Annotated in this window: 16 protein-coding genes and 1 tRNA gene; 9 read left to right on the forward strand and 8 right to left on the reverse strand. The window is 70.0% G+C overall.

Going from position 1 to position 18,854, the window contains the following annotated elements:
* Nucleotides 1-114 precede the first annotated feature (114 nt).
* Nucleotides 115-1,524: a YfcC family protein gene (locus tag QSJ40_RS11190; protein WP_285730992.1), complete on the forward strand. Its 1,410-nt coding sequence runs from the start codon at nucleotides 115-117 to the stop codon at nucleotides 1,522-1,524.
* A gap of 88 nt (nucleotides 1,525-1,612) precedes the next feature.
* Here QSJ40_RS11190 and QSJ40_RS11195 read toward each other — a convergent pair whose 3' ends face one another.
* From QSJ40_RS11195 to QSJ40_RS11210, 4 genes are all read right to left on the reverse strand, one after another.
* Nucleotides 1,613-1,942, reverse strand: coding sequence for a DMT family transporter (locus QSJ40_RS11195; protein ID WP_206391125.1), 330 nt, complete (start codon nucleotides 1,940-1,942; stop codon nucleotides 1,613-1,615).
* Complete coding sequence (locus QSJ40_RS11200) at nucleotides 1,939-2,310, reverse strand: DMT family transporter (protein WP_137802972.1); 372 nt, start codon at nucleotides 2,308-2,310, stop codon at nucleotides 1,939-1,941. Before QSJ40_RS11200 ends, QSJ40_RS11195 begins: the two co-directional genes overlap by 4 nt.
* The gene (locus tag QSJ40_RS11205; RefSeq protein WP_285730993.1) at nucleotides 2,307-2,816 is read right to left on the reverse strand and encodes a TetR/AcrR family transcriptional regulator; all 510 of its coding nucleotides are present in this window, start codon (nucleotides 2,814-2,816) and stop codon (nucleotides 2,307-2,309) included. Before QSJ40_RS11205 ends, QSJ40_RS11200 begins: the two co-directional genes overlap by 4 nt.
* Before the next feature lie 121 nt (nucleotides 2,817-2,937).
* Nucleotides 2,938-3,981: a YeiH family protein gene (locus QSJ40_RS11210; RefSeq protein WP_285730994.1), complete on the reverse strand. Its 1,044-nt coding sequence runs from the start codon at nucleotides 3,979-3,981 to the stop codon at nucleotides 2,938-2,940.
* Between the two features lie 92 nt (nucleotides 3,982-4,073).
* Between QSJ40_RS11210 and QSJ40_RS11215 the strand changes: the two genes are divergently transcribed.
* Nucleotides 4,074-4,979, forward strand: a complete 906-nt coding sequence (locus QSJ40_RS11215) for a LysR family transcriptional regulator (RefSeq protein WP_006214722.1) — start codon at nucleotides 4,074-4,076, stop codon at nucleotides 4,977-4,979.
* Between the two features lie 234 nt (nucleotides 4,980-5,213).
* Nucleotides 5,214-6,467 carry an MFS transporter gene (locus tag QSJ40_RS11220; RefSeq protein ID WP_285730995.1) on the forward strand — a complete coding sequence of 418 codons (1,254 nt, stop codon included), beginning with the start codon at nucleotides 5,214-5,216 and terminating at the stop codon, nucleotides 6,465-6,467.
* A gap of 58 nt (nucleotides 6,468-6,525) precedes the next feature.
* On the opposite strand, the gene QSJ40_RS11225 is transcribed toward QSJ40_RS11220, so the two are convergent.
* The 3 genes from QSJ40_RS11225 to QSJ40_RS11235 all read right to left on the reverse strand — a co-directional run bounded on the left by QSJ40_RS11225 (nucleotide 6,526) and on the right by QSJ40_RS11235 (nucleotide 9,372).
* Complete coding sequence (locus QSJ40_RS11225) at nucleotides 6,526-7,749, reverse strand: amidohydrolase (RefSeq protein ID WP_285730996.1); 1,224 nt, start codon at nucleotides 7,747-7,749, stop codon at nucleotides 6,526-6,528.
* Between the two features lie 31 nt (nucleotides 7,750-7,780).
* Nucleotides 7,781-8,524 (reverse strand): hypothetical protein, encoded by a 744-nt coding sequence (locus QSJ40_RS11230; protein WP_204782707.1) that lies wholly within the window; start codon nucleotides 8,522-8,524, stop codon nucleotides 7,781-7,783.
* An 89-nt stretch (nucleotides 8,525-8,613) separates the two neighbouring features.
* On the reverse strand, nucleotides 8,614-9,372 hold the full coding sequence (locus QSJ40_RS11235; protein ID WP_024289176.1) for a DUF5058 family protein: 759 nt from the start codon (nucleotides 9,370-9,372) through the stop codon (nucleotides 8,614-8,616).
* A 140-nt stretch (nucleotides 9,373-9,512) separates the two neighbouring features.
* On the opposite strand from QSJ40_RS11235, the gene QSJ40_RS11240 reads away from it, so the two are divergent.
* Entirely contained in the window at nucleotides 9,513-10,532 is a 1,020-nt protein-coding gene (locus QSJ40_RS11240) for an Lrp/AsnC family transcriptional regulator (protein ID WP_285730997.1), read from the forward strand.
* 103 nt (nucleotides 10,533-10,635) lie between these two features.
* Nucleotides 10,636-11,061, forward strand: a complete 426-nt coding sequence (locus QSJ40_RS11245; RefSeq protein ID WP_024289174.1) for a VOC family protein — start codon at nucleotides 10,636-10,638, stop codon at nucleotides 11,059-11,061.
* Nucleotides 11,062-11,129: 68 nt separating this feature from the next.
* Here the strand turns inward: QSJ40_RS11245 and QSJ40_RS11250 are convergent, their stop codons facing one another.
* On the reverse strand, nucleotides 11,130-12,611 hold the full coding sequence (locus QSJ40_RS11250) for a peptide MFS transporter (RefSeq protein WP_006214713.1): 1,482 nt from the start codon (nucleotides 12,609-12,611) through the stop codon (nucleotides 11,130-11,132).
* Between the two features lie 92 nt (nucleotides 12,612-12,703).
* On the opposite strand from QSJ40_RS11250, the gene QSJ40_RS11255 reads away from it, so the two are divergent.
* The 4 genes from QSJ40_RS11255 (at nucleotide 12,704) to QSJ40_RS11270 (ending at nucleotide 18,818) form a co-directional block, all read left to right on the forward strand.
* The gene (locus QSJ40_RS11255; protein ID WP_285730998.1) at nucleotides 12,704-14,830 is read left to right on the forward strand and encodes an acyltransferase family protein; all 2,127 of its coding nucleotides are present in this window, start codon (nucleotides 12,704-12,706) and stop codon (nucleotides 14,828-14,830) included.
* 439 nt (nucleotides 14,831-15,269) lie between these two features.
* Entirely contained in the window at nucleotides 15,270-17,438 is a 2,169-nt protein-coding gene (locus QSJ40_RS11260) for a RecQ family ATP-dependent DNA helicase (protein ID WP_285730999.1), read from the forward strand.
* Between the two features lie 163 nt (nucleotides 17,439-17,601).
* A tRNA-Ser gene (locus QSJ40_RS11265) sits at nucleotides 17,602-17,690 on the forward strand.
* Nucleotides 17,691-17,795: 105 nt separating this feature from the next.
* Nucleotides 17,796-18,818, forward strand: a complete 1,023-nt coding sequence (locus QSJ40_RS11270) for a cation diffusion facilitator family transporter (RefSeq protein ID WP_285731000.1) — start codon at nucleotides 17,796-17,798, stop codon at nucleotides 18,816-18,818.
* Nucleotides 18,819-18,854 lie beyond the last annotated feature (36 nt).

The following is an 18,854-nucleotide window of genomic DNA, read 5'->3' on the forward strand; positions in this document are numbered from 1 at the left end:
TACCACCGCCGTCGCCGACAGGCCCGTCTGGGTCGATTGACCCCCATCGAATACGAGACCATCATGAACCCCGCCGTGAGCCTCGCGGCCTGACACCCCAACTGTCACCTGTTCGTGCGGCAGTCCCATCCCACCGCCCCGCGGGATCGCTTCCCGCACGTCTACGTCATCCTGATCGTCTTCGCTCTGCTGGCCGCCGTCGCCAGCTGGATCGTCCCGGCAGGGCAGTACGAGCGGATGGCGGGACCGGGCGGCCAGGAGGTCGTGGACCCGGACAGCTTCTCGTTCATCGAGCAGTCGCCGGTCACCGCTATGCAGCTGCTCACCGCCATCCCGCGGGGTCTGGTGGATGCCGGGGCCATCGTGTTCTTCGTCTTCACGATCGGCGGCATGTTCGAGGTCATCCGCCGCACGGGGCTGGTCGACGTCGCCCTGGCCGCCGTGGCGCGGGCCTTCTCCGGGCGGGGGATCGTGGTGATCCCCGTGCTGATGACGGTCTTCTCGCTGATCGCCAGCTTCATCGGCGTGCCCGAGCTCTCGCTGGTCTACATCCCGGCGATCATGCCGCTGATCCTCAGCCTGGGCTACGACCGAGTGGTGGCCGCCGGGATCGCGCTGCTGGGCACGGGCGCGGGCTTCGCCGCAGGTTTCCTCAACCCGATCAACACCGGGCTGGGCCAGCAGATCGCCGGGCTGGAGCCCTTCTCGGGCATCGGGCTGCGCATCGTGCTCTACGTCTTCTACCTGGCCACGGGCATCGCCTACGTGATGTGGTACGCCCGCCGCGTGGCCGCCGACCCCACGCGCTCGGTGCTGCACGGTCATGCGGACACCACCATCCGCGACCGCGATCGCCTGGACCTGGAGTCCACCCCGCGCTTCACCGGGCGCCAGCGCGCGGCGGCCGTCGCCCTGCTCGTGCTGGCCGGGCTGCTGGTGTGGGGGATCCTCACCCAGGGCTGGTTCTTCCCCGAGTTCGCGGGCATGTTCATCCTCACCGCGATCGTCGTCGGGCTGGTCGCGGGGCTGAAGACCCGCGAGATGGCCGAGGGGTTCGACCAGGGCATGCGCGATGTGCTCGCCGGCGCGCTCATCGTCGGTGTGGCCCGCGGCGTGGCCATCGTCCTCGAGGACGGGCACATCCTGGACACGATCGTCTACGGGCTGGGGGAGTCCGTGGGCTTCCTGCCGCCCGTGCTGTTCGTCGTCGGGATGTTCCTGATGCAGGCGGTGTTCAACCTGATCGTCCCGTCCGGCTCCGGGCAGGCGCTCGTGACTCTGCCCGTGCTGGCGCCGCTGTCGGACATCCTGGGCGTCTCGCGCCAGTCGGCGGTGCTGGCGTATCAGACCGGCGACGGCATGACGAACGTGCTGTACCCGACCTCCGGGTACTTCATGGCGGCGCTGGTGGTCGGGCGCATCCCGTGGAACCGGTGGGTGCGCTTCTATGCCCCGCTGCTGGGGGTCTGGGTGCTGATCTCGATCGGCTTCCTGATCTTCGCCCAGGTCACCGGCTGGAGCTGATCCCCATCCCTCTCCCCGCCGAGTGGATACCCAGTTGCGCTGTCGGGCGCAATAGCGCAACTGGGTATCCACTCGGCGGGAAGAGAGCTCAGTGCGCGGCGCCGAGTTCGATGAGCAGCACGCCGCCGATGATCAGGGTGATCCCCAGGGTCATGACCCGGGTGAGCGGCTCCTTGAACAGGACGCGGCTGAGGATCGCGGTGAGGGCCACGCCGGCAGCTGCCCAGACGCCGTAGGCGACGCCCAGCGGCGTGCCCTCGGCGAGGGTCAGCGTGAGCATCGAGAAGGCCAGGACGTAGCCGCCGCCGATCGCCAGCCACCACAGCTTGGAGCCGGCGGCGGCCATGCGCAGGCTGAGGGTGGCGCTGACCTCGAAGAGGATCGCTAGGACGAGGGATGTCACTGCCAGGGGAGTCATCGTGCAGTCGCCTCCTTCTGCTCGCGTGCGGTGTCCGGCGTGTTCTGAGCCTGTTGGGAGCCGATCTCGACCAGCAGCACGCCGCCCATCACGGCGGCGATGCCGATGCCCATGGGCAGGGTCAGGGGCTCGTGGAAGATCACGGCGGACAGGACTGCCGTCAGCGCCACGCCGCAGGCGGCCCAGATGCCGTAGCCCACGCCCAGGCTCATGCCCTCGCGCAGGGCCTGGAACATGCACAGGAAGGCGGCGGCGTAGCCTGCGACCACCACGGCGTAGAGCGCCGGGGCCTCCAGTGCTGCCTTCAGGGACAGCGTGGCGGTCACCTCCACCAGGATCGCCAGGGTCAGGAAGATCCACTTCTTCATGCGTCAGTCTCCTTCTCGAACAGGGACAGGGCGACGTCGAGCACGGCCGCGCGCTGATCGCGGTCCTGCGGGAGGATCCCCAGGCAGCGGTCGATCCAGGCGCCGTCGGCGAGATAGCGCACGGCGGCTGCGCGCGGATGCTCCAACGAGCCGAACCAGGCGTCCATCTGCTCGCCCCAGCGCACGGAGAGCTTCTCGCGCAGCCGGGGATCGGCGAACAAAGCGAGATCGGCGGTGTCCATCTCGCCGAGCAGCGCGAGCTCTGCGTAGGCGCGCAGCCGCTGCTCGGGGCTCGCGTCGGCACCGGCCCGCTCCGACAGCTCGCGCTCCCAGCGGGCGAGCAGGCGCTCCAGCACCGCGAAGGCCAGCGCTTCCTTGGTGGGGAAGTGGTGCACGACGCCGGGCTTGGTCAGCTTCGCCTCCTGCGCGACGGCGTCGATCGTCAGGGAGCGGCCATCGCGCAGGACGTCGAGAGCGGCGTCGAGGATCTGGGGCTTCGTCGTCATGCTTTAAACCTACCATACGTATGGTAGGGAGCGATCCCGCCTCCCTCGCCCCGCCGAGTGGATAGCTGCTTGCGCTGTTCCGCCTCTGAGCGCAACTGGGTATCCACTCGGCGGGGTGGGGTCAGGGGGTGGCGAGGGCGATCCCCGCTGCGGCGATGCCGGCGACCAGCAAGGTGGACAGAGCCGCCAGTGCGAACGGACGGACGCCCACGGCGGCCAGCGCTCGAAAGCGGACCCCGCAGCCCAGGCCGAACATCGCCGCGGCCAGCAGAAGGGTCTGCAGCAGCTGGGCGCCGGCCAGCACGGACTCCGGGAGGGACAGCAGCGAGCGCAGAAGCACCATGGCCAGGAAGCCGACGACGAACAAGGGCACGACGGGCGGCAGCGCCCCGGGCGACACGTCGGCATCCTCGGCCTTCAGGGCTCGGCGGCGCTGCAGGCTCAGGATCGCGATGACCGGGGCGAGCAGGAGCACGCGGGCGAGCTTGACCACGACGGCCGCGCTCAGGGCCCCGCCGCCGACGATCCCTCCGACGGCCACCACCTGCGCGATCTCATGGATCGAGGCACCAGCCCACTGCCCGGTCGTCTCCGGCTCCAGCCCCAGGGCGGAGCTGAGCACGGGCACGATGCCGATCATGAGCGTTCCGAACAGCACCACCAGGGCGATCGCGGTGACGGTGTCCTGCTCGCGCTCGCCGTCGGGATCGGTCGCCCCAGAGGCCCCGGCCACCGCGGCGGCGCCGCAGATCGAGAAGCCGCAGGCCACCAGCAGGCTCAGATGCCCCAGCACGCCGAGCACACGCCCCAGGGTCAGCGTTCCGGCGATCCCGCCCACGACGACGGCGAGCACGACGACCAGCAGCGGCGCCCCCAGAGCCAGGATGTCGCCCAGGACCAGCTGCAGGCCCAGCAGCACGATGCCCGCGCGCAGCAGGTGGTGAGAGCTGAAGGCGATGCCCGTGGCGGCCGAAGCGGGGAGCAGACCCAGGTTGGCTGCGCTCATCCCCAGCACGATGGCGCACAGCAGAGCGGGAAGCCCCGGCATCAGTGCTGCGAGTCCGAGCGACAGCCCGGCGGCGGCAAGGCACAGCAGGGTGCCGGGTGCCAGCGAGTGCACGGCGCCGGTGGACGCCGGTGCTGCGGTGGTCTGGTGCGGTGTCATCCCTCCATCGTCGCGACCCCGGGTGATCGGCAGTAGAGGCATCTGCGGGCCGGGTCACAAGCTATTGTTGTGCCTCGAGCCGAGGAGGGTGCATGGCGGAGGAGCCCGATCTGGAATCCCTGCGCGCCCTCACGCTGGCCGCGCAGCACGGAAGCATCTCGGCCGCAGCCGCGCAGCAGGACGTCAGCCAGCAGGCGCTGTCCCTGCGGATCCGCGCCCTGGAGAGGCGGCTGGGCCTCGCCCTGCTGGTGCGCTCGCCCAGGGGATCCCATCTCACCCCGTCGGGCGAGCTGCTGGTGGGATGGGCCGCCCCTCTGCTGGCGGCAGCCGACGAGTTCGCGGCGGCCACTCGGTCCCTGCGCGAATCTCGAGCGGACACCCTGCGCATCGCGGCCAGCCTGACCATCGCCGAGCATCTGCTTCCTCCGTGGGTGGCCCGCTGGCGCGCGCAGCGAGGCCAGGAGGGCCCTCTCGTGCAGCTGCGCGCGGCCAACAGCAGCGCCGTCGTCGAGTCCGTGCGCGAGGGAGCCGCGGACCTCGGGTTCATCGAGACGCCCGATCTGCCGCAGGATCTGGGTCGCGAGCAGATCGGCTCGGATACGGTGGAGGTCGTGGTCGACGCCGCGCATCCGTGGGCACGTCGGCCCGCCGTGGGCGCTGACGAGCTCGCCCGCACACCGCTCGTGCTCCGTGAACCGGGCAGCGGAACGCGCAGGGCGCTCGAGGAGGCGCTGCTGCGGGCGGGTCATCCGCTCACGGCCGAACCTGCCGTGGTCTCGCCGACGACCCTGGGCGTGCGCGGCGCGACGATGGCCGGCACGGCTCCGGGCGCCCTCAGCTCGATCGCCGTGGCGGAGGACCTGCGAGCGGGCCGGCTGGTGCGGGTGCTGGTCGAGGGCCTCGCGATCCCCCGTCCGCTGAGCGCCATCTGGTCGGGGCGGCGTCCGAGCGCGGCAGCCCGTGCCTTCCTGTCGATGCGCACCCTGTCCACCTCCTGATGCTGGAGCGGCACGATCCCGTGCGTCATGGCCTTCGTCGGCACCTGGGATCGTCCGTTCCGATGGGGTGGAGGATCTGCTCGACGGCGGCCGTCGAATTTGCTCGCAGAGCCCTGCTGAGCGGGGGATCGGGGCACGATGGTGCCCTGCGGCACCGCGGACTGTTACCGGGCGATGCAGCGGATGGAGACGGCCGGCGGACCCCGCAGCCGAAGACGGTCAGGAGGACTCGCGATGGCAGCAGCACAGGATCCGGCCGCCGGGCAGACAGCCGAGTCGAGGGCTCAGCGCCGCATCCTGCTGGTGCTCGTGCTGGGGCAGGTCCTCGCCGGGCTCGGCACCGGCGCCACGCTGAGCCTGGGGGCGCTGCTGATCACCGATCTCGCCGGATCGTCGGCGTGGTCGGGGATGGCGGCCACCATGAGCACCCTGGGCGCGGCCCTGTTCGCACTTCCCCTGGCAGGCCTCGCTCAGGCCCGCGGGCGCCGGATCTCCCTGAGCGGGGGAGTCGTCACGGCCGCCTCGGGAGCGGTCGTCGCGGTGACGGCAGCCGCCCTGGGCTCGGTGCTGCTCCTGCTGGTGGGCATCCTGATGCTGGGTGCGGCCCAGGCGGTGAACCTCCAGTCGCGCTTCGCCGCCACGGACCTGGCCGATCCGCGCAGCCGGGGACGGGATCTCTCTCTGGTGGTCTGGTCGACCACGATCGGGGCCGTCACCGGACCCAACCTGCTCAGCCCCGGTGAGGTCGTGGGCGAGGCCGTGGGTATGCCGCCGCTGACCGGAGCGTTCGCGTTCACGGCGACGGCGCAGCTGCTGGCGGCAATCGTGTACCTGGTGGGGCTGCGCCCCGATCCGCTGCTCGCGGCACGGGACCTCGCCGGATCGGGCCCTCAGTCGCCGCGCGAGAGCCGAGCTGCGGCGGCCCCGGGCAGGCCCTGGAAGGCCATCTTCACGGTGGCGCTGAGCCACGCGGTCATGGTCTCGCTGATGTCCATGACGCCCGTCCACCTGCGGGACCACGGGTCGGCCCTGAGCCTCATCGGCCTGACCTTCAGCCTGCACATCGCCGGGATGTACGCCTTCTCGCCGGTCTTCGGGATCCTGGCGGACCGAATCGGAGCACGCGCCACGGTGCTGCTGGGCCAGGCCCTGCTGGTGGGTGCGATGATCCTGTCGCTGCTCGGCTCGGAGTCCTCAGGCGCGGTGATCGCCAGCCTGATCCTGCTGGGCCTCGGCTGGTCGGTCTCCACGGTGGCAGGCTCCGTGCAGATCAGCCGTGCCGGGACGCCCGAGACGCGCTCGCGGATCCAGGGCACCTCGGACATGGTCATGAATCTGATGGGCGCCCTGGGCGGGGCGAGCGCTGGGGTGATCCTCAGCGGGGTCGGCTTCAGCGGTTTGGCGGGCCTGCTGCTGATGCCCGTGGGGGTCGTCGTGGTGATGCAGCTGATGTCCCCGCGCCCCCGAACAACCCCGCCGAGTGGATAGTCAGTTGCGCTGACAGGGCGAACAGCGCAACTGGGAATCCACTCGGTGGGGGCTGGGGTCAGGAGCTCGTGGAGAGCTTGGAGAGCACTGCCGTCATCACCGCGGCGTACCCGGTGCTCAGCGTGGGCTCCATGACCGGCAGGAACTGCGGCGAGTGGTTGACCGGGACGTCGTCGGCGGCCATCTGCTCCTCGGTGAAGCCGCCGAAGAACCAGAACACCGACGGCACCCCGACGGACTCGGCCAGCGTGCCGAAGTCCTCGGAGCCCATGAACGGCTTGCCGGTAATGACCTTGTCCTCGCCCAGGGTCTCCACCATGTGCTCGCGCAGAGCCTCGGTCTCGTCGATGTCGTTGAGGTTGTGCGGGAAGCGGTAGAGCTCCTCGATCTCCGGCTCGGGCGCCCCGGAGGCCGCGGCCTCCGCCGAGATGATCCGACGCACCGCGGCCAGCACGGGCTCGCGGACCTTGTCGTCCAGGGACCGGATGTTCAGCGTGAACTCCGCCGTGGCCGGGATGATGTTCTCCTTCAGCCCGGCGTGGAAGGTGCCCACCGTGACGACGGCCGACTGCAGGGCGGAGATCTCGCGCGAGACCACCGTCTGCAGGCGGGTCACGATGTGCGCGCCCAGCACGATCGGATCCACCGAGTTCTCCGGCTGCGAGCCGTGAGACTGGCGTCCGTGCAGCGTCACCCGCCAGGAATCGGCGTAGCTCATCACGGGCCCGGCCGTCAGGCGCACCGTGCCCGAGATCCCCGGCATCACGTGCTGGCCGTAGATCACCTCGGGCTTGGGGGCGCGGTCCCACAGGCCGTCGTCGACCATGGCCCGCGACCCGGCGGCGGTCTCCTCCCCGGGCTGGAACATCAGCACGACGGTCCCGCTCCACTGCTCGCGCATGCGCACGAGCGCCCGCGCCGCGGTCAGCAGCGCGGTGATGTGGGTGTCGTGGCCGCAGCCGTGCATCACCGGGACCTCGGTGCCGTCCTCGAGGGCTCCGGTGTCCGTGGAGGCGTACTCGGCGCCGGTGTCCTCCTGGATGGGCAGGCCGTCGGTGTCGGCGCGGAAGCCGATCACGGGGCCGTCGCCATTGCGCAGGATGCCGACCACGCCGGTCCCGCCGCAGCGCAAGCTCTCGATCTCGAGCTCGGACAGGGCCGCCTCGATCAGCTCCGCCGTGCGGTGCTCCTGCATGGACAGCTCGGGATGGGCGTGCAGGTGGCGGTAGAGATCGTGCATCTCGGTGCGCTGGTCGTCGCTCAGGGTCCAGGTGCTGGTCATGTCATGTCCTCTCGGTGCTGTGCGGAAGGTCTCAGGACTGCTCGTCGTCCACGATGATCGCGGAGCCCGGGCGCACGCGCAGGAACCATCCGATGATGATCGTGGCGATCACGGAGATCGCGGTGCCGGCCAGGGCCAGCGCCGGGACGAGCGGGATGACGACGAACTGCACCACGAGCACGACCGCGAAGGCGATGAGGGTGGGGCGCAGCTGGCGCATGGAGTAGATGGACTGGACGATGACCGCCCCGATCACGGCCGGAAAGACGTAGAGGCGGATCACGCCGATGACCTCGACCGGGATGATGCTGATCAGCCACGTGCCCAGGATGCCCACGAACACCAGCAGCGAGGCCAGGTGCACGGCGGCGGCGCCGCAGATCGCCATGAGGGCCGACAGGCTGCCGCGGTGGGTTCCCGGCTTGGCGCCGATGCGCGACTGCGCCATGAGCGCGGCCGGCAGAAGCTTGTTGGAGATGTTGCCGATCATGAACGCCTGGTACATGGAGGCCGAGCCCAGGATCGGGAAGTAGGTCAGCGGCTCGATGATCCAGATGATGAAGAACGTGGCGGCCACGGCCAGGAAGGCGGTGGACAGCTGCGTGACGGTCACGCCGAGGTCGGCGAAGAAGACCAGGTAGAACGGGCCGGCCAGGGACAGGATCAGGCCGCAGATCATGGTGATCCGGCCCCAGCGGGACGTGGTGCGATCGAACTCCGCCATGCCGGCGGCGGACTGCTCAGGGGTCAGGGTGCTCTGTGCTGAGACCGACATGGTGGTCTCCTCTCGTGCAGGTCCGGAGGGGCGTCGGGCAGATCGCCGAGCGCTCCGGAAGGTCAGATGGTGGAGAGAGCGTGGGGGTCTCAGGCCGCGGGCGGCGGACCCATGCCGGCGGAGACCGCCAGGTAGGCGGCCACGAGGCCCACGATGATCGCGATGCCCAGGCCCCACTCGCGGATCCAGGTCTTCTTCAGCGCCGAGGACAGGGCGAGCATCAGGCCCATGGCGGCGGCGGAGGACAGCAGCGCGATGATGTGCACCGAGGACTTGGGGACCTCGGCCATGCCGAGCGAGATGAAGGCGGCCAGCAGGGCAGCGGCCGGGATCACGGTCATGATGGCGGGATTGACCTTGGCCAGGCGGGCCTCGCCGCGCTTGAGCAGCGGGGTGAAGATCAGCGTGGCGAGCATCCACATGGCACCGCCCATGGACATGGCGAAGAAGACGATCGCGTAGACCTGCTGCGTGTAGTCCGCACCGCCCAGGTGGGCTCCGGCCGAGGTCGCGGCGATGTTCGCCGCTCCGGTCTCGAAGGACACTGAGCCGATCAGGCCGATGCGCACTAGCGTGGCGGGCGTGCCGAACAGGGCGAGCAGGGCGACGGCCACCATGGCCACGGCCAGCGACGGGCCGATCGCGCCGATGGCGCCGGTGCGGAAGGAGACGGTCAGCTCCTCCTGGGTGATGCCCGCGGCATCGGCGGCCTTGCGCGCGGCCTTCATGTAGATCACCGACTGGACGATGATCACCACGAAGACGCCGAGGGCGCACAGCCACAGCAGTGGGGAGTTGGCGAGGGCGAGGACGTCGGTGGAGCTGTCGTCCTGGGAGATCATGGGCATGAGGGCCTCCGGAGGTGATGCGCTGCCCCGGGGACAGCGGGGATCGGTGCTCGTCGGGAGCAGGATCATTTTGATGTGACTCGTATTACATGACGCTGAATGTGCCGAAACTGATCATCGGATCGTGCAGAATCGGCAGAGTGATCACCTCGGAGGAGATTCTGGACGAGTTCGATCAGCAGCTGATCGAAGCGCTGCAGATCGCACCCCGGCTGAGCTGGGCAGCCCTGGGGGAGGTGCTCGAGCGCAGCCCCGCCGCCCTGGCCTCGCGCTGGGGGCGGCTGGAGCGCGAGGGCCTCGCCTGGATCGGCGGGCACCCGGTGGGGCGCCCCGGCGGCATGACCCTGTCCTTCCACGACGTCGTGTGCGACCCGGCTCAGCGCCCGGCCGCCGTCCAGGCGCTGAAGGAGATCCCCGATGTCTTCAGCATCGAGCGCTGCCATCGCGGTCGGGACATGATGCTGACCGTGATCACGCCGTCGCTGATGTGGCTCACCGAGCACGTGTACCCGCAGCTCGACCAGGTGCCGGGGCTGCAGCGCTACGAGTCGTCGTTCTGCACCCGGCTGCACCACATCGCCGCCGAGTGGCGGCTGGGCGTGCTCGATGCCCACCAGCAGCGACGGCTGCGCGAGGCCGCCGGGCGGCGCAGCCCCTACACGGGCCGCGCGCCCTCCCATTTCGCGGCGATCCTGCGCGAGCTCGCCCGCGACGGCCGGGCCAGCGCCGCTCAGATCGCTGCGGCCACGGGGCTCAATCCGCCCACGGTCCGACGCCAGCTGCGCCAGGTCCTGGGCAGCGGAGCCTTGACGATCCGCTGCGAGACCTCGCATCGCGCCGTCGGCTTCCCCGTGGTGTGCGAGTGGTTCTGCAGGCTGCCGGCCGCCGAGCACGAGGACGCAGCAGCCGTGCTGCGGAGCATGAGCTCGCTGCGCCTGTGCACGTCGCTCACCGGGCCGGCGAACTTCAGCTTCATGATGTGGCTGCGCTCGCCGGCCGACATCATGACGGTCGAGCAGTGGATCGCCGCCCGCATCCCGGGCCTCGAGGTGCTGGAGTCCGTGGTCATCACCGAGATCCCCAAGCGGGTCGGGCGGGTCCTGGATGTCGACGGCCGCTCCACGGGGCAGGTCGTGCTGCCGGGGCCTGCCTGGGGCTGAGCTGCGCGCCGCGCGTCGAGCGCCGGGTCGGCAGATGGCATGGCATCCTTCCGGCGAGCGGAGCGACGGCTGTCGTCGGCCCCCGTCGTCCAGGAGGACTCCCATGACCGCAGCCCTGCGCCCCTACCTCAACTTCCCCGGCAACGCCCGCGAGGCCTTCGAGTTCTACGGCGAGGTCCTGGGCGGCACGCCCGAGCTCGCGACCTTCGCCGACTTCGGCGCCGTCCTGGCCGACAGCGAGCACGCCGACAAGATCATGCACGGCGCCCTGGAGATCGACGACCTGATCCGCCTCTACGTCTCCGACTTCGTCGAGGGCATGGCCCCGGGCGAGTTCGTGAAGGGCAACGACGTCACCCTGGCGCTGATGGGCGAGGACTCCGATGAGCAGCGCCTCACCGCGATCTTCGACGCCCTCGCCGACGGCGGCACCGTGACCTTCCCGCTGGGCAAGCAGGTCTGGGGCGGGATCTACGGCGCGGTGACCGATCGCTTCGGCATCTCCTGGCAGTTCAACATCGGGGGCTGAGCGCCTCGGACGACGACGGCGGGGCCGGTGCGCGATGCACCGGCCCCGCCGTCGTCGTTGCGGGAATCTCAGCGGATGCCGCGCATGCCCCGGGTGATCGTGCGGGACAGCGCCAAGGTGATCACGCCGATGCCGATCGTGATCGCGCCCAGGGTGCCGAAGTACACGGCTTCGGAATCGGCGCTGTAGAACCCGGCCAGCGAGCCGGACAGCGCGGTGCCTAGGGCGACGGCCAGGTAGTACAGGGAGATCATCAGCACCGGCATGGCCTCCGGCGAGAGCTTGGTCGACAGCGACAGCCCCACCGGCGAGACCATCAGCTCACCCATGGTGGCCACCAGCATGATCAGTGCGATCCACCACACGGACACGGCCGCCACCGAGACCTGGGTGAGGAAGATCAGGAACGCCGAGCCCATGAGGATCAGCCCCACGCCGAACTTGGTGGCGGTCACCGGCTGGCGCTTGCCCAAGGTGGTCCACAGGTAGGCGAAGACCGGAGCCAGCAGGATGATGAACGCCGGGTTGAAGGACTGGACCCAGGGGATCGGGACCTGCCAGCCGAACACGTCGAGATCCAGTCGCGTGTCGGCATAGACCGTGATGACGGTGAACTGCTGCTGGAACAGCGCGAAGAACGCCGCCGTGCCGATGAACAGCGGGATGAAGGCGATCACCCGGGAGTGCTCGTCCGCGGTGAGCTTGGAGCTGGTCAGCATGATCGCGAACAGTGCGACGGCCGCGACCACGCACACGGCCACGATCGTTCCGGCCAGATTGGCGGCGGTGAGCAGCCCGCTGGCGACGGCGATCACGACCACCGCGACGGCTGCGATCGCGATGGCGATCCACTTGGGGTAGGCCGAGCGCGGCAGCGGATCCGGTACGACGTGGACCGACGACGGCATGCTGCGGCGGTTCCAGGCGTAGATGCCCAGGCCCAGCGCCATGCCGGCGGCGGCCAGGCCGAAGGCGAGGTGGAAGCCCCATTCCCGCTGGGCCCAGCCGGTGAGCAGGGGCCCGAGCAGGCCGCCGATGTTCACGGACATGTAGAAGATCGAGAACCCGCCGTCGCGGCGGGTGTCCTCTCGCGTGTAGAGCGAGCCCACCAGGTTGGTGATGTTCGCCTTGAGCCCGCCCGAGCCGATCGCGATGAGCCCCAGGCCGATGCCGAGGCCCCAGACGGCAGGGATTAGCGCCAGCGAGATGTGCCCGGCCATGATGAGGATGCCGCTGAGGAACATCGCCCGCTCGGAGCCGGTCAGGTGATCGGCCACCCAGCCGCCCAGGATGGCGCACAGGTAGACGGTGCCGCCGTAGGCGCCCACGATTCCGGTGGCCACGGCCGAGTCGATGCCCAGCCCGCCGTCGGCCACCTGCCAGTACATGTAGAGCAGGACGATGCCCTGCATGCCGTAGAAGGAGAAGCGCTCCCACAGCTCGACTGAGAACAGAGGCGCGAGCAGTCGGGGATGGCCGAAGAACCCGCGGTCCGCCTGCGCCTCAGCGGTCGAGGAGCTGGAATCTGGTGGAGGTGTGGTGGGGGACATCCCTGCACTGTGCACCTCATGGCATTCCCGATCGAGCATCTCTGGGGTCGGTCGCGTACCGTGTCGCGAACACCACACTGAACTGCTGTTCCGTGCATGTATTCGCTTGTGTAAACTCGAACTCGATACTGCACTCGACAACGCCCTGGGAGATCCCCATCGCTGCGCCAGTCCTCGCCCCGGTCTCCTCGGCCGGACCCGCTGCCTCCTCATCGCCTCGTCGCCCCGAGATCCAGGGGCTGCGCGGACTCGCCGTCGTCCTCGTGGTGGCCTTCCACTTGTGGGGCTCCGGCGTCTCCGGCGGCGTCGACGTCTTCTTCGTGGTCTCGGCGTATCTGCTGACGATGTCCTTCGCGCGCAAGGCCGAGGAGGGCAGGCCTCTGGCGCTGGTGCGCTACTGGTCGCGCACGTTCGTGCGGCTGCTGATCCCCGTGGCGATCGCGCTGCTGGCGGTGCTGGTCGCGATCCTGGCCTTCTACCCGGCCTCGCGCTGGGATTCCCTCTGGACGCAGCTCTTCGGCGCGGCCACCTACTCGCTGAACTGGGTCCTGGCCGCGGCCTCCGTCGACTACTACGCCGGCGGCGGGGTCGCCTCGAGCCCGGTGCAGCACATGTGGTCGCTGGCCGTGCAGGGGCAGGTCTTCGTGCTGTGGCCGCTGGTGATCGCCGTGGCGCTGCGGCTGTCCAAGGCGACGGGTCGTCGCTTCCGCCCGGTCGCGATCGGGGTTTTCGGCCTCGTGCTCGCGGCCTCGCTGACGGCCTCCGTGATCGTCACCCCGATGGAGCCCGGCCCTGCGTACTTCCACACCGGGTTGCGGCTGTGGGAGTTCGCGCTGGGCTCGCTGGCCGCGCTGATCTTCACCTCGCGGCTTTCGCGACGGGTCTCGCTGGTGCTGGGCTGGGGCGGATTCGCGGCCGTGGTCCTGGCGGGCTTCGTGGTCGGCGGCAGCGGCCTCTTCCCCGGCTGGGCGGCGCTGATGCCCACTCTCGGCGCTGTCGCGCTGCTGATCTCGCGGGACGGCGGCGGGCGTCGTGGAGTCCACGTCCCCCTGTCCTGGTCCGCTCTGACCTGGCTGGGCGATCGCTCCTACGGCATCTATCTCTGGCACTGGCCGCTGATGATCACCTGGCTGCTGATCTCGGGCGCGCAGACGGCCTCGCTGGGCGCCGGCCTGCTGATCTTCGCAGCATCGGTCGTGCTGACCCTGGGCACGGAGAGGGCCGTCGTCTTGCTCAGCTCCCCGCAGCGGGCCCGCGCCCGAGCCTCCACACGCAAGGAGCTCGTGCGTCTGGCTGCGATCGTCGCGGCGGTGACGGTGCCGGTCAGCGCGGCGCAGGCGTGGACGATCTCGCAGTCCGAGCTGCAGGCCTCCTACGAGGTCACTCCGGAGAACTACCCGGGTGCGGCCGCTGCCATAGATGGGGCGCCCGAGGCCCCGGACCTGAGGCCCGTGCCCCTGTGGTCCGAGGTCGACGACGAGTGGGGCGATCCTGGCGGTGAGGTCTGCGAGTCCAAGCCGGAGGGCTTCGATGACTCCGCCGAGTGCTACGTCTACGACCCTGCTGCCGGGGATGGGCGAGAGGCGCAGCGCACCGTCGTGCTGCTGGGCGACTCGCACGCCAAGCAGCTCTCCGAGCCCCTGAAGATCGCGGCCGAGAACCGCGACTGGCGCCTGGTCACCTTCGTCTACGCGGGCTGCCGCTACACCGGGCACGACGACGCCCTGCCGCCCGAGTGCAATGACTTCAACCGCGCAGCCGAGGCGGCTGTCCTGGAGCTCGACCCGGATGCCGTGATCGCCCAGGGCACCCGGTCCCAGATGCCCGATCAGGACCAGCGCGAGATCGTGGTGCCGCAGTGGAGCGAGGGCGTGGCCGGCTTCCAGGAAGCGGGCATCCCGGTCGTGAGCGTGCGCGACAACCCGCGCTGGGGCCGCGACATGTTCGAGTGCGTCGATCTCTACGGCGAGGACTCCCACCTGTGCGGCGACCCGGTGGACGAGGCGCTGGGCGGCCAGGCGATCGAGGACCAGTGGGCGGACGAGAATCCCGAGGTGCCGCTCGTGGACCTCACCGATCTCTACTGCCCCCACGGGCACTGCGGCCCCACGGTCGGCAACGTGATGATCTATCGCGACCTCGACCACGTCACGGCCATGTTCGGACGGACCACGGCGCCGATGCTCGAGCAGAGGCTCGTGGACGCACTGGGCTGGTGACTGCGCTTGCACGTGTTGGGCCGCAGCTGTCCGCACTTGCGCCCACCTGAATCGAGTGGTGCTGATCATGCGCCGAGTTCCGGCCCCAGGTCAGAGGCTGGTCGTCATGAATTGAAGATTCATGAGAAGTCAGGTTGCTTCACTGCTCATTTCACGGATGGCCCCGTGCAGAGGACCATATATGGAGTGATCCGACAGTGCAGGATCTCCGGCCCCGCCGCGAGATCCCGCCATCGGGTCCGTCGGCGCGCAGCATCGGGGGGTGCGGCGCGCCGGTTGAGCTCAGCTGCAGCAGCCCGAGTGGTCTCTGCGGTCGGGCTCTGGGCCGGGTTCGGTCGGGGGGCCGGACCCGGCCCGCTTTCATGCCCGGACCCTCTCCTGCCCATCAGCGCGACGTTGTGCTCCTTGTGCTGTCGGAGCCGCACGGGAGACTTCCGGCATGACTCAGCAACTCCGCCCAGCTGATGACGTCTCCGGACTCGAGTCGGAGGCCCTCGAGCTGCTGCGCGCGCTGACCGGCCGCCCGGATGCCGTCTTCCACCCGGGCCAGTTCCAGGCCATCTCCGCGCTGGTGGCGAATTCCCGTCGGGCTCTGGTCGTGCAGCGCACGGGCTGGGGCAAGTCCGCCGTCTACTTCATCGCGTCCCTGCTGCTGCGCGCCCGCGGGGCAGGCCCCACGCTGATCGTCTCGCCGCTGCTGGCGCTCATGCGCGACCAGGTCGCCGCCGCCGAGCGGGCCGGCGTGCGCGCCGCCTCCATCAGCTCCGCCAATGCCACCGAGTGGGGACAGATCCTCGAGCAGCTGGGCCGGGATGAGATCGACGTCCTGCTCGTGTCACCGGAGCGGCTCAACAACGCGCGCTTCCGGCAGGAGCAGCTGCCGGATCTCGTGCGGCGCATGGGGCTGCTCGTGGTGGATGAGGCCCACTGCATCTCGGACTGGGGCCATGACTTCCGCCCGGACTACCGCCGGATCCGTGACCTGATCGCCCAGCTGCCCAGCACCGTGCCCGTGCTGGCCACCACCGCCACGGCCAATGAGCGCGTCGTGCACGATGTCGAGGAGCAGCTCGGTGTGGGGATCGTGGACGCGCAGCGCGAGCCCGTGCTGACGCTGCGGGGCCCGCTGGCCCGCGATTCCCTGCGCCTGGGGGTGCTGCGGATGCCGTCGAACACCGTGCGCCTGGCCTGGCTGATCGAGCACCTGGGGCAGATGCAGGGCTCTGGGATCATCTACGCCCTGACCATCGGGGCGGCGGAGGACACCACCCAGGCGCTGCGGGACGCCGGGCACGACGTCCGCTCCTACACCGGGCGAACGGACCCCTCGGAGCGCGAGCAGCTCGAGCAGGAGCTCAAGGACAACCGGGTCAAGGCGCTCGTGGCCACCTCGGCGCTGGGCATGGGCTTCGACAAGCCGGATCTGGGCTTCGTGATCCACCTGGGGGCGCCGTCGTCCCCGGTTGCGTACTACCAGCAGGTCGGTCGTGCCGGTCGTGCCACGGACCGCGCGGATGTCCTGCTGCTGCCCGGCAGCGAGGACCGGGAGATCTGGGAGTACTTCGCCACGGCCTCCATGCCCACCGAGGCCAAGGCCACTGCTGTGCTCACCGCGCTCGAGCAGCACGGCGGGCCGCTGGGGCCGGGGGCGCTGGAGGCGCGCGTGGACATCAAGCGCACCCCGCTGACTCTGCTGCTGAAGGTCCTGGCCGTGGACGGGGCGGTCGAGCAGGTGCAGGGCGGCTGGCAGGTCACCGGTCAGCCCTGGCACTACGACTCCGAGCGCTACGACCGCATCCGCCGAGCCCGGGTGGACGAGCAGAACGCCATGCTCGACTACCAGAACAGCTCCAGGTGCCGCATGCAGATGCTGATAGAGCAGCTCGACGACCCCCACGCGGAGCCCTGCGGACGGTGCGACAACTGCGCGGGGCCCTGGTACTCAGATCACGTCAGCGGAGAGGCCTCGCAGGCGGCCACGTCCTCGCTGCAGAAGGTCGGGGTGCTGATCGAGCCGCGGGCGCAGTGGCCCACCGGCATGGACCGGCTCGGCGTGCAGGTCAAGGGCCGGATCCCGGAGGAGGAACGGGCGGAGAACGGCCGTGCGGTCGCGCGCCTGACCGATCTGGGCTGGGGCAACCGGCTGCGGGAGATCTTCCACGACGACGCCGAAGGCTGCCCCGTCGATCAGCAGGTCGATCCCGCCCTGGGCAAGGCGGCGATCGAAGTCCTGGCCGCCTGGGACTGGCAGCGCCGTCCGGCCGGCATCGTGGCCATGCCGTCGCTGTCGCGGCCGCAGCTGGTCTCCTCGCTCGCCCAAGGTCTGTCCCAGGCCGGGCGGATGCCGCTGCTCGGGCAGCTCGGGCTGGCGGAGGGGCACCCGCGGCAGGGCTCAGGGGGCAACGGGGCGTATCGGCTGGCGGCTGTGTGGGAGCGCTTTATCGTCACTCCGCAGATCCAGCAGGGGCTCGACCAGCTGCAGGGCCAACCCGTGCTGCTGATCGACGATCTCGTGGACAGCCGATGGACCCTGACCGTGGCCGCCCGTGCGCTGCGCCGAGCCGGCTCCGGGCCCGTCCTGCCGTTCGTGCTGGCCTCGCGCGGCTGAGCCGGCGCCGTTCCTCATCGGGGGCAGGGCTTCCGCGCTGGTCGGCGGCCGCACGTCGACAGGGTCAGAGCATGCGCTTTGACCCTGCCCGTAGGGGCCATTAGAGTGTCGTTCGCTGTTTGATCAGGAGAGTGCCGCCGTGCACCCTCTGCCACGACAGCATGGAGACGTGCCAGAGCGGCCGAATGGACTTCACTGCTAATGAAGGATCCGGGGAAACCTGGATCGGGGGTTCAAATCCCCCCGTCTCCGCTGCATCAGCCTCGTCAGAGGCGGCAGGACGACCCCCGTGGCGACACGGGGGTCGTTTTTTCGTCGACGCGGACCCCATCTGGCCTTCCGACAAGGAGCATCGGCGTGAGCACAGCAGCTGATCATCCGTCCTCGTCCGAGCACCACGGGCAGTCCGGATCGCAGGACAGCGGCGGCAGCTCGTTCACCGTCGTCCTGGCTTTCGCGGCCAACCTGCTGGTGGCCCTGGCCAAGTCCACGGTCGCCGCGCTGAGCGGATCGGCCTCGATGGTCGCGGAGGCTGCCCACTCCTGGGCCGACACGGGCAATGAGATCTTCCTGCTGGTGGGCGAGCGGCGCTCGCGTCGGGCCCCGGATGCCTCCCACCCGCTGGGCTACGGCCGTGCCGGGTACGTCTGGGCGATGTTCGCTGCGATCGGCCTGTTCGCCGTGGGCTCCGGGGTCTCGATCTGGCACGGCATCCAGTCCTTGGGCGGCGAGGGCGAGGACGGCGGCTACGGCTGGGCCTATCTGGTGCTCGTCGTGTCATTCGTGCTCGAGGGGACGTCGTTCCTGCAGGCGCTGCGCCAGGCCCGTTCCGGCTCCCATGCCCGCCGCGTCAGCCCACTGCGCTACATCCGCACCACCTCGGACTCGATGCTGCGTGCGGTGTTCGCCGAGGACTCGGCCGCGCTCGTCGGCCTGCTGATCGCAGCAGGCGGGATGGTCATGCATCAGTTCACCGGCAACGCGATGTGGGATGCCCTGGGCTCCATCCTGGTCGGCGTGCTGCTGGGGGTCGTGGCGGTCGTGCTGATCCGGCGCAATGTCCAGCTGCTCACCGGCGAGGGCGGCAGCCCGCGCGGGCGCAACCGCCTGCTCTCGATCCTCCTCGAGCACCCCGACATCGAGTCCGTGAGCTTGCTGCACACCGAGTGGGTCGGTGCCGACAGGCTGTTCGTCGTGGCCTCCGTGGACGTGACCGGCGATGTCCGGGAGTCCGAGCTGCGCGCCCGGGTCCAGGCCGTCGAAGATCTGCTCGAGCAGGAGCCTGTGGTGCAGCGCGCGCTGCTGACCCTCACCCGGCCCGGAGACCAGACCCGTCTGGGCCTCGAGCCGCTTCCTGAGTGGTACCGCAACGAGTCCTGAGCCGGTCGAGGACCCGATCCTCGCCCCAGACCGGCC

The organism is Kocuria sp. NBRC 114282 (genome assembly GCF_030268385.1).
Classification (GTDB): Bacteria; Actinomycetota; Actinomycetes; order Actinomycetales; family Micrococcaceae; genus Kocuria; species Kocuria palustris.

Excerpts from the sequence above, each read along its gene's own strand:
- QSJ40_RS11195 (WP_206391125.1), bottom strand. The coding sequence starts at position 1,942 with ATGACTCCCCTGGCAGTGACATCCCTCGTCCTAGCGATCCTCTTCGAG.
- QSJ40_RS11215 (WP_006214722.1), top strand. The coding sequence starts at position 4,074 with ATGGCGGAGGAGCCCGATCTGGAATCCCTGCGCGCCCTCACGCTGGCC.
- QSJ40_RS11225 (WP_285730996.1), bottom strand. The coding sequence starts at position 7,749 with ATGACCAGCACCTGGACCCTGAGCGACGACCAGCGCACCGAGATGCAC.
- QSJ40_RS11245 (WP_024289174.1), top strand. The coding sequence starts at position 10,636 with ATGACCGCAGCCCTGCGCCCCTACCTCAACTTCCCCGGCAACGCCCGC.
- QSJ40_RS11250 (WP_006214713.1), bottom strand. The coding sequence starts at position 12,611 with ATGTCCCCCACCACACCTCCACCAGATTCCAGCTCCTCGACCGCTGAG.
- QSJ40_RS11200 (WP_137802972.1), bottom strand. The coding sequence starts at position 2,310 with ATGAAGAAGTGGATCTTCCTGACCCTGGCGATCCTGGTGGAGGTGACC.
- QSJ40_RS11205 (WP_285730993.1), bottom strand. The coding sequence starts at position 2,816 with ATGACGACGAAGCCCCAGATCCTCGACGCCGCTCTCGACGTCCTGCGC.
- QSJ40_RS11210 (WP_285730994.1), bottom strand. The coding sequence starts at position 3,981 with ATGACACCGCACCAGACCACCGCAGCACCGGCGTCCACCGGCGCCGTG.
- QSJ40_RS11230 (WP_204782707.1), bottom strand. The coding sequence starts at position 8,524 with ATGTCGGTCTCAGCACAGAGCACCCTGACCCCTGAGCAGTCCGCCGCC.
- QSJ40_RS11220 (WP_285730995.1), top strand. The coding sequence starts at position 5,214 with ATGGCAGCAGCACAGGATCCGGCCGCCGGGCAGACAGCCGAGTCGAGG.
- QSJ40_RS11235 (WP_024289176.1), bottom strand. The coding sequence starts at position 9,372 with ATGCCCATGATCTCCCAGGACGACAGCTCCACCGACGTCCTCGCCCTC.
- QSJ40_RS11260 (WP_285730999.1), top strand. The coding sequence starts at position 15,270 with ATGACTCAGCAACTCCGCCCAGCTGATGACGTCTCCGGACTCGAGTCG.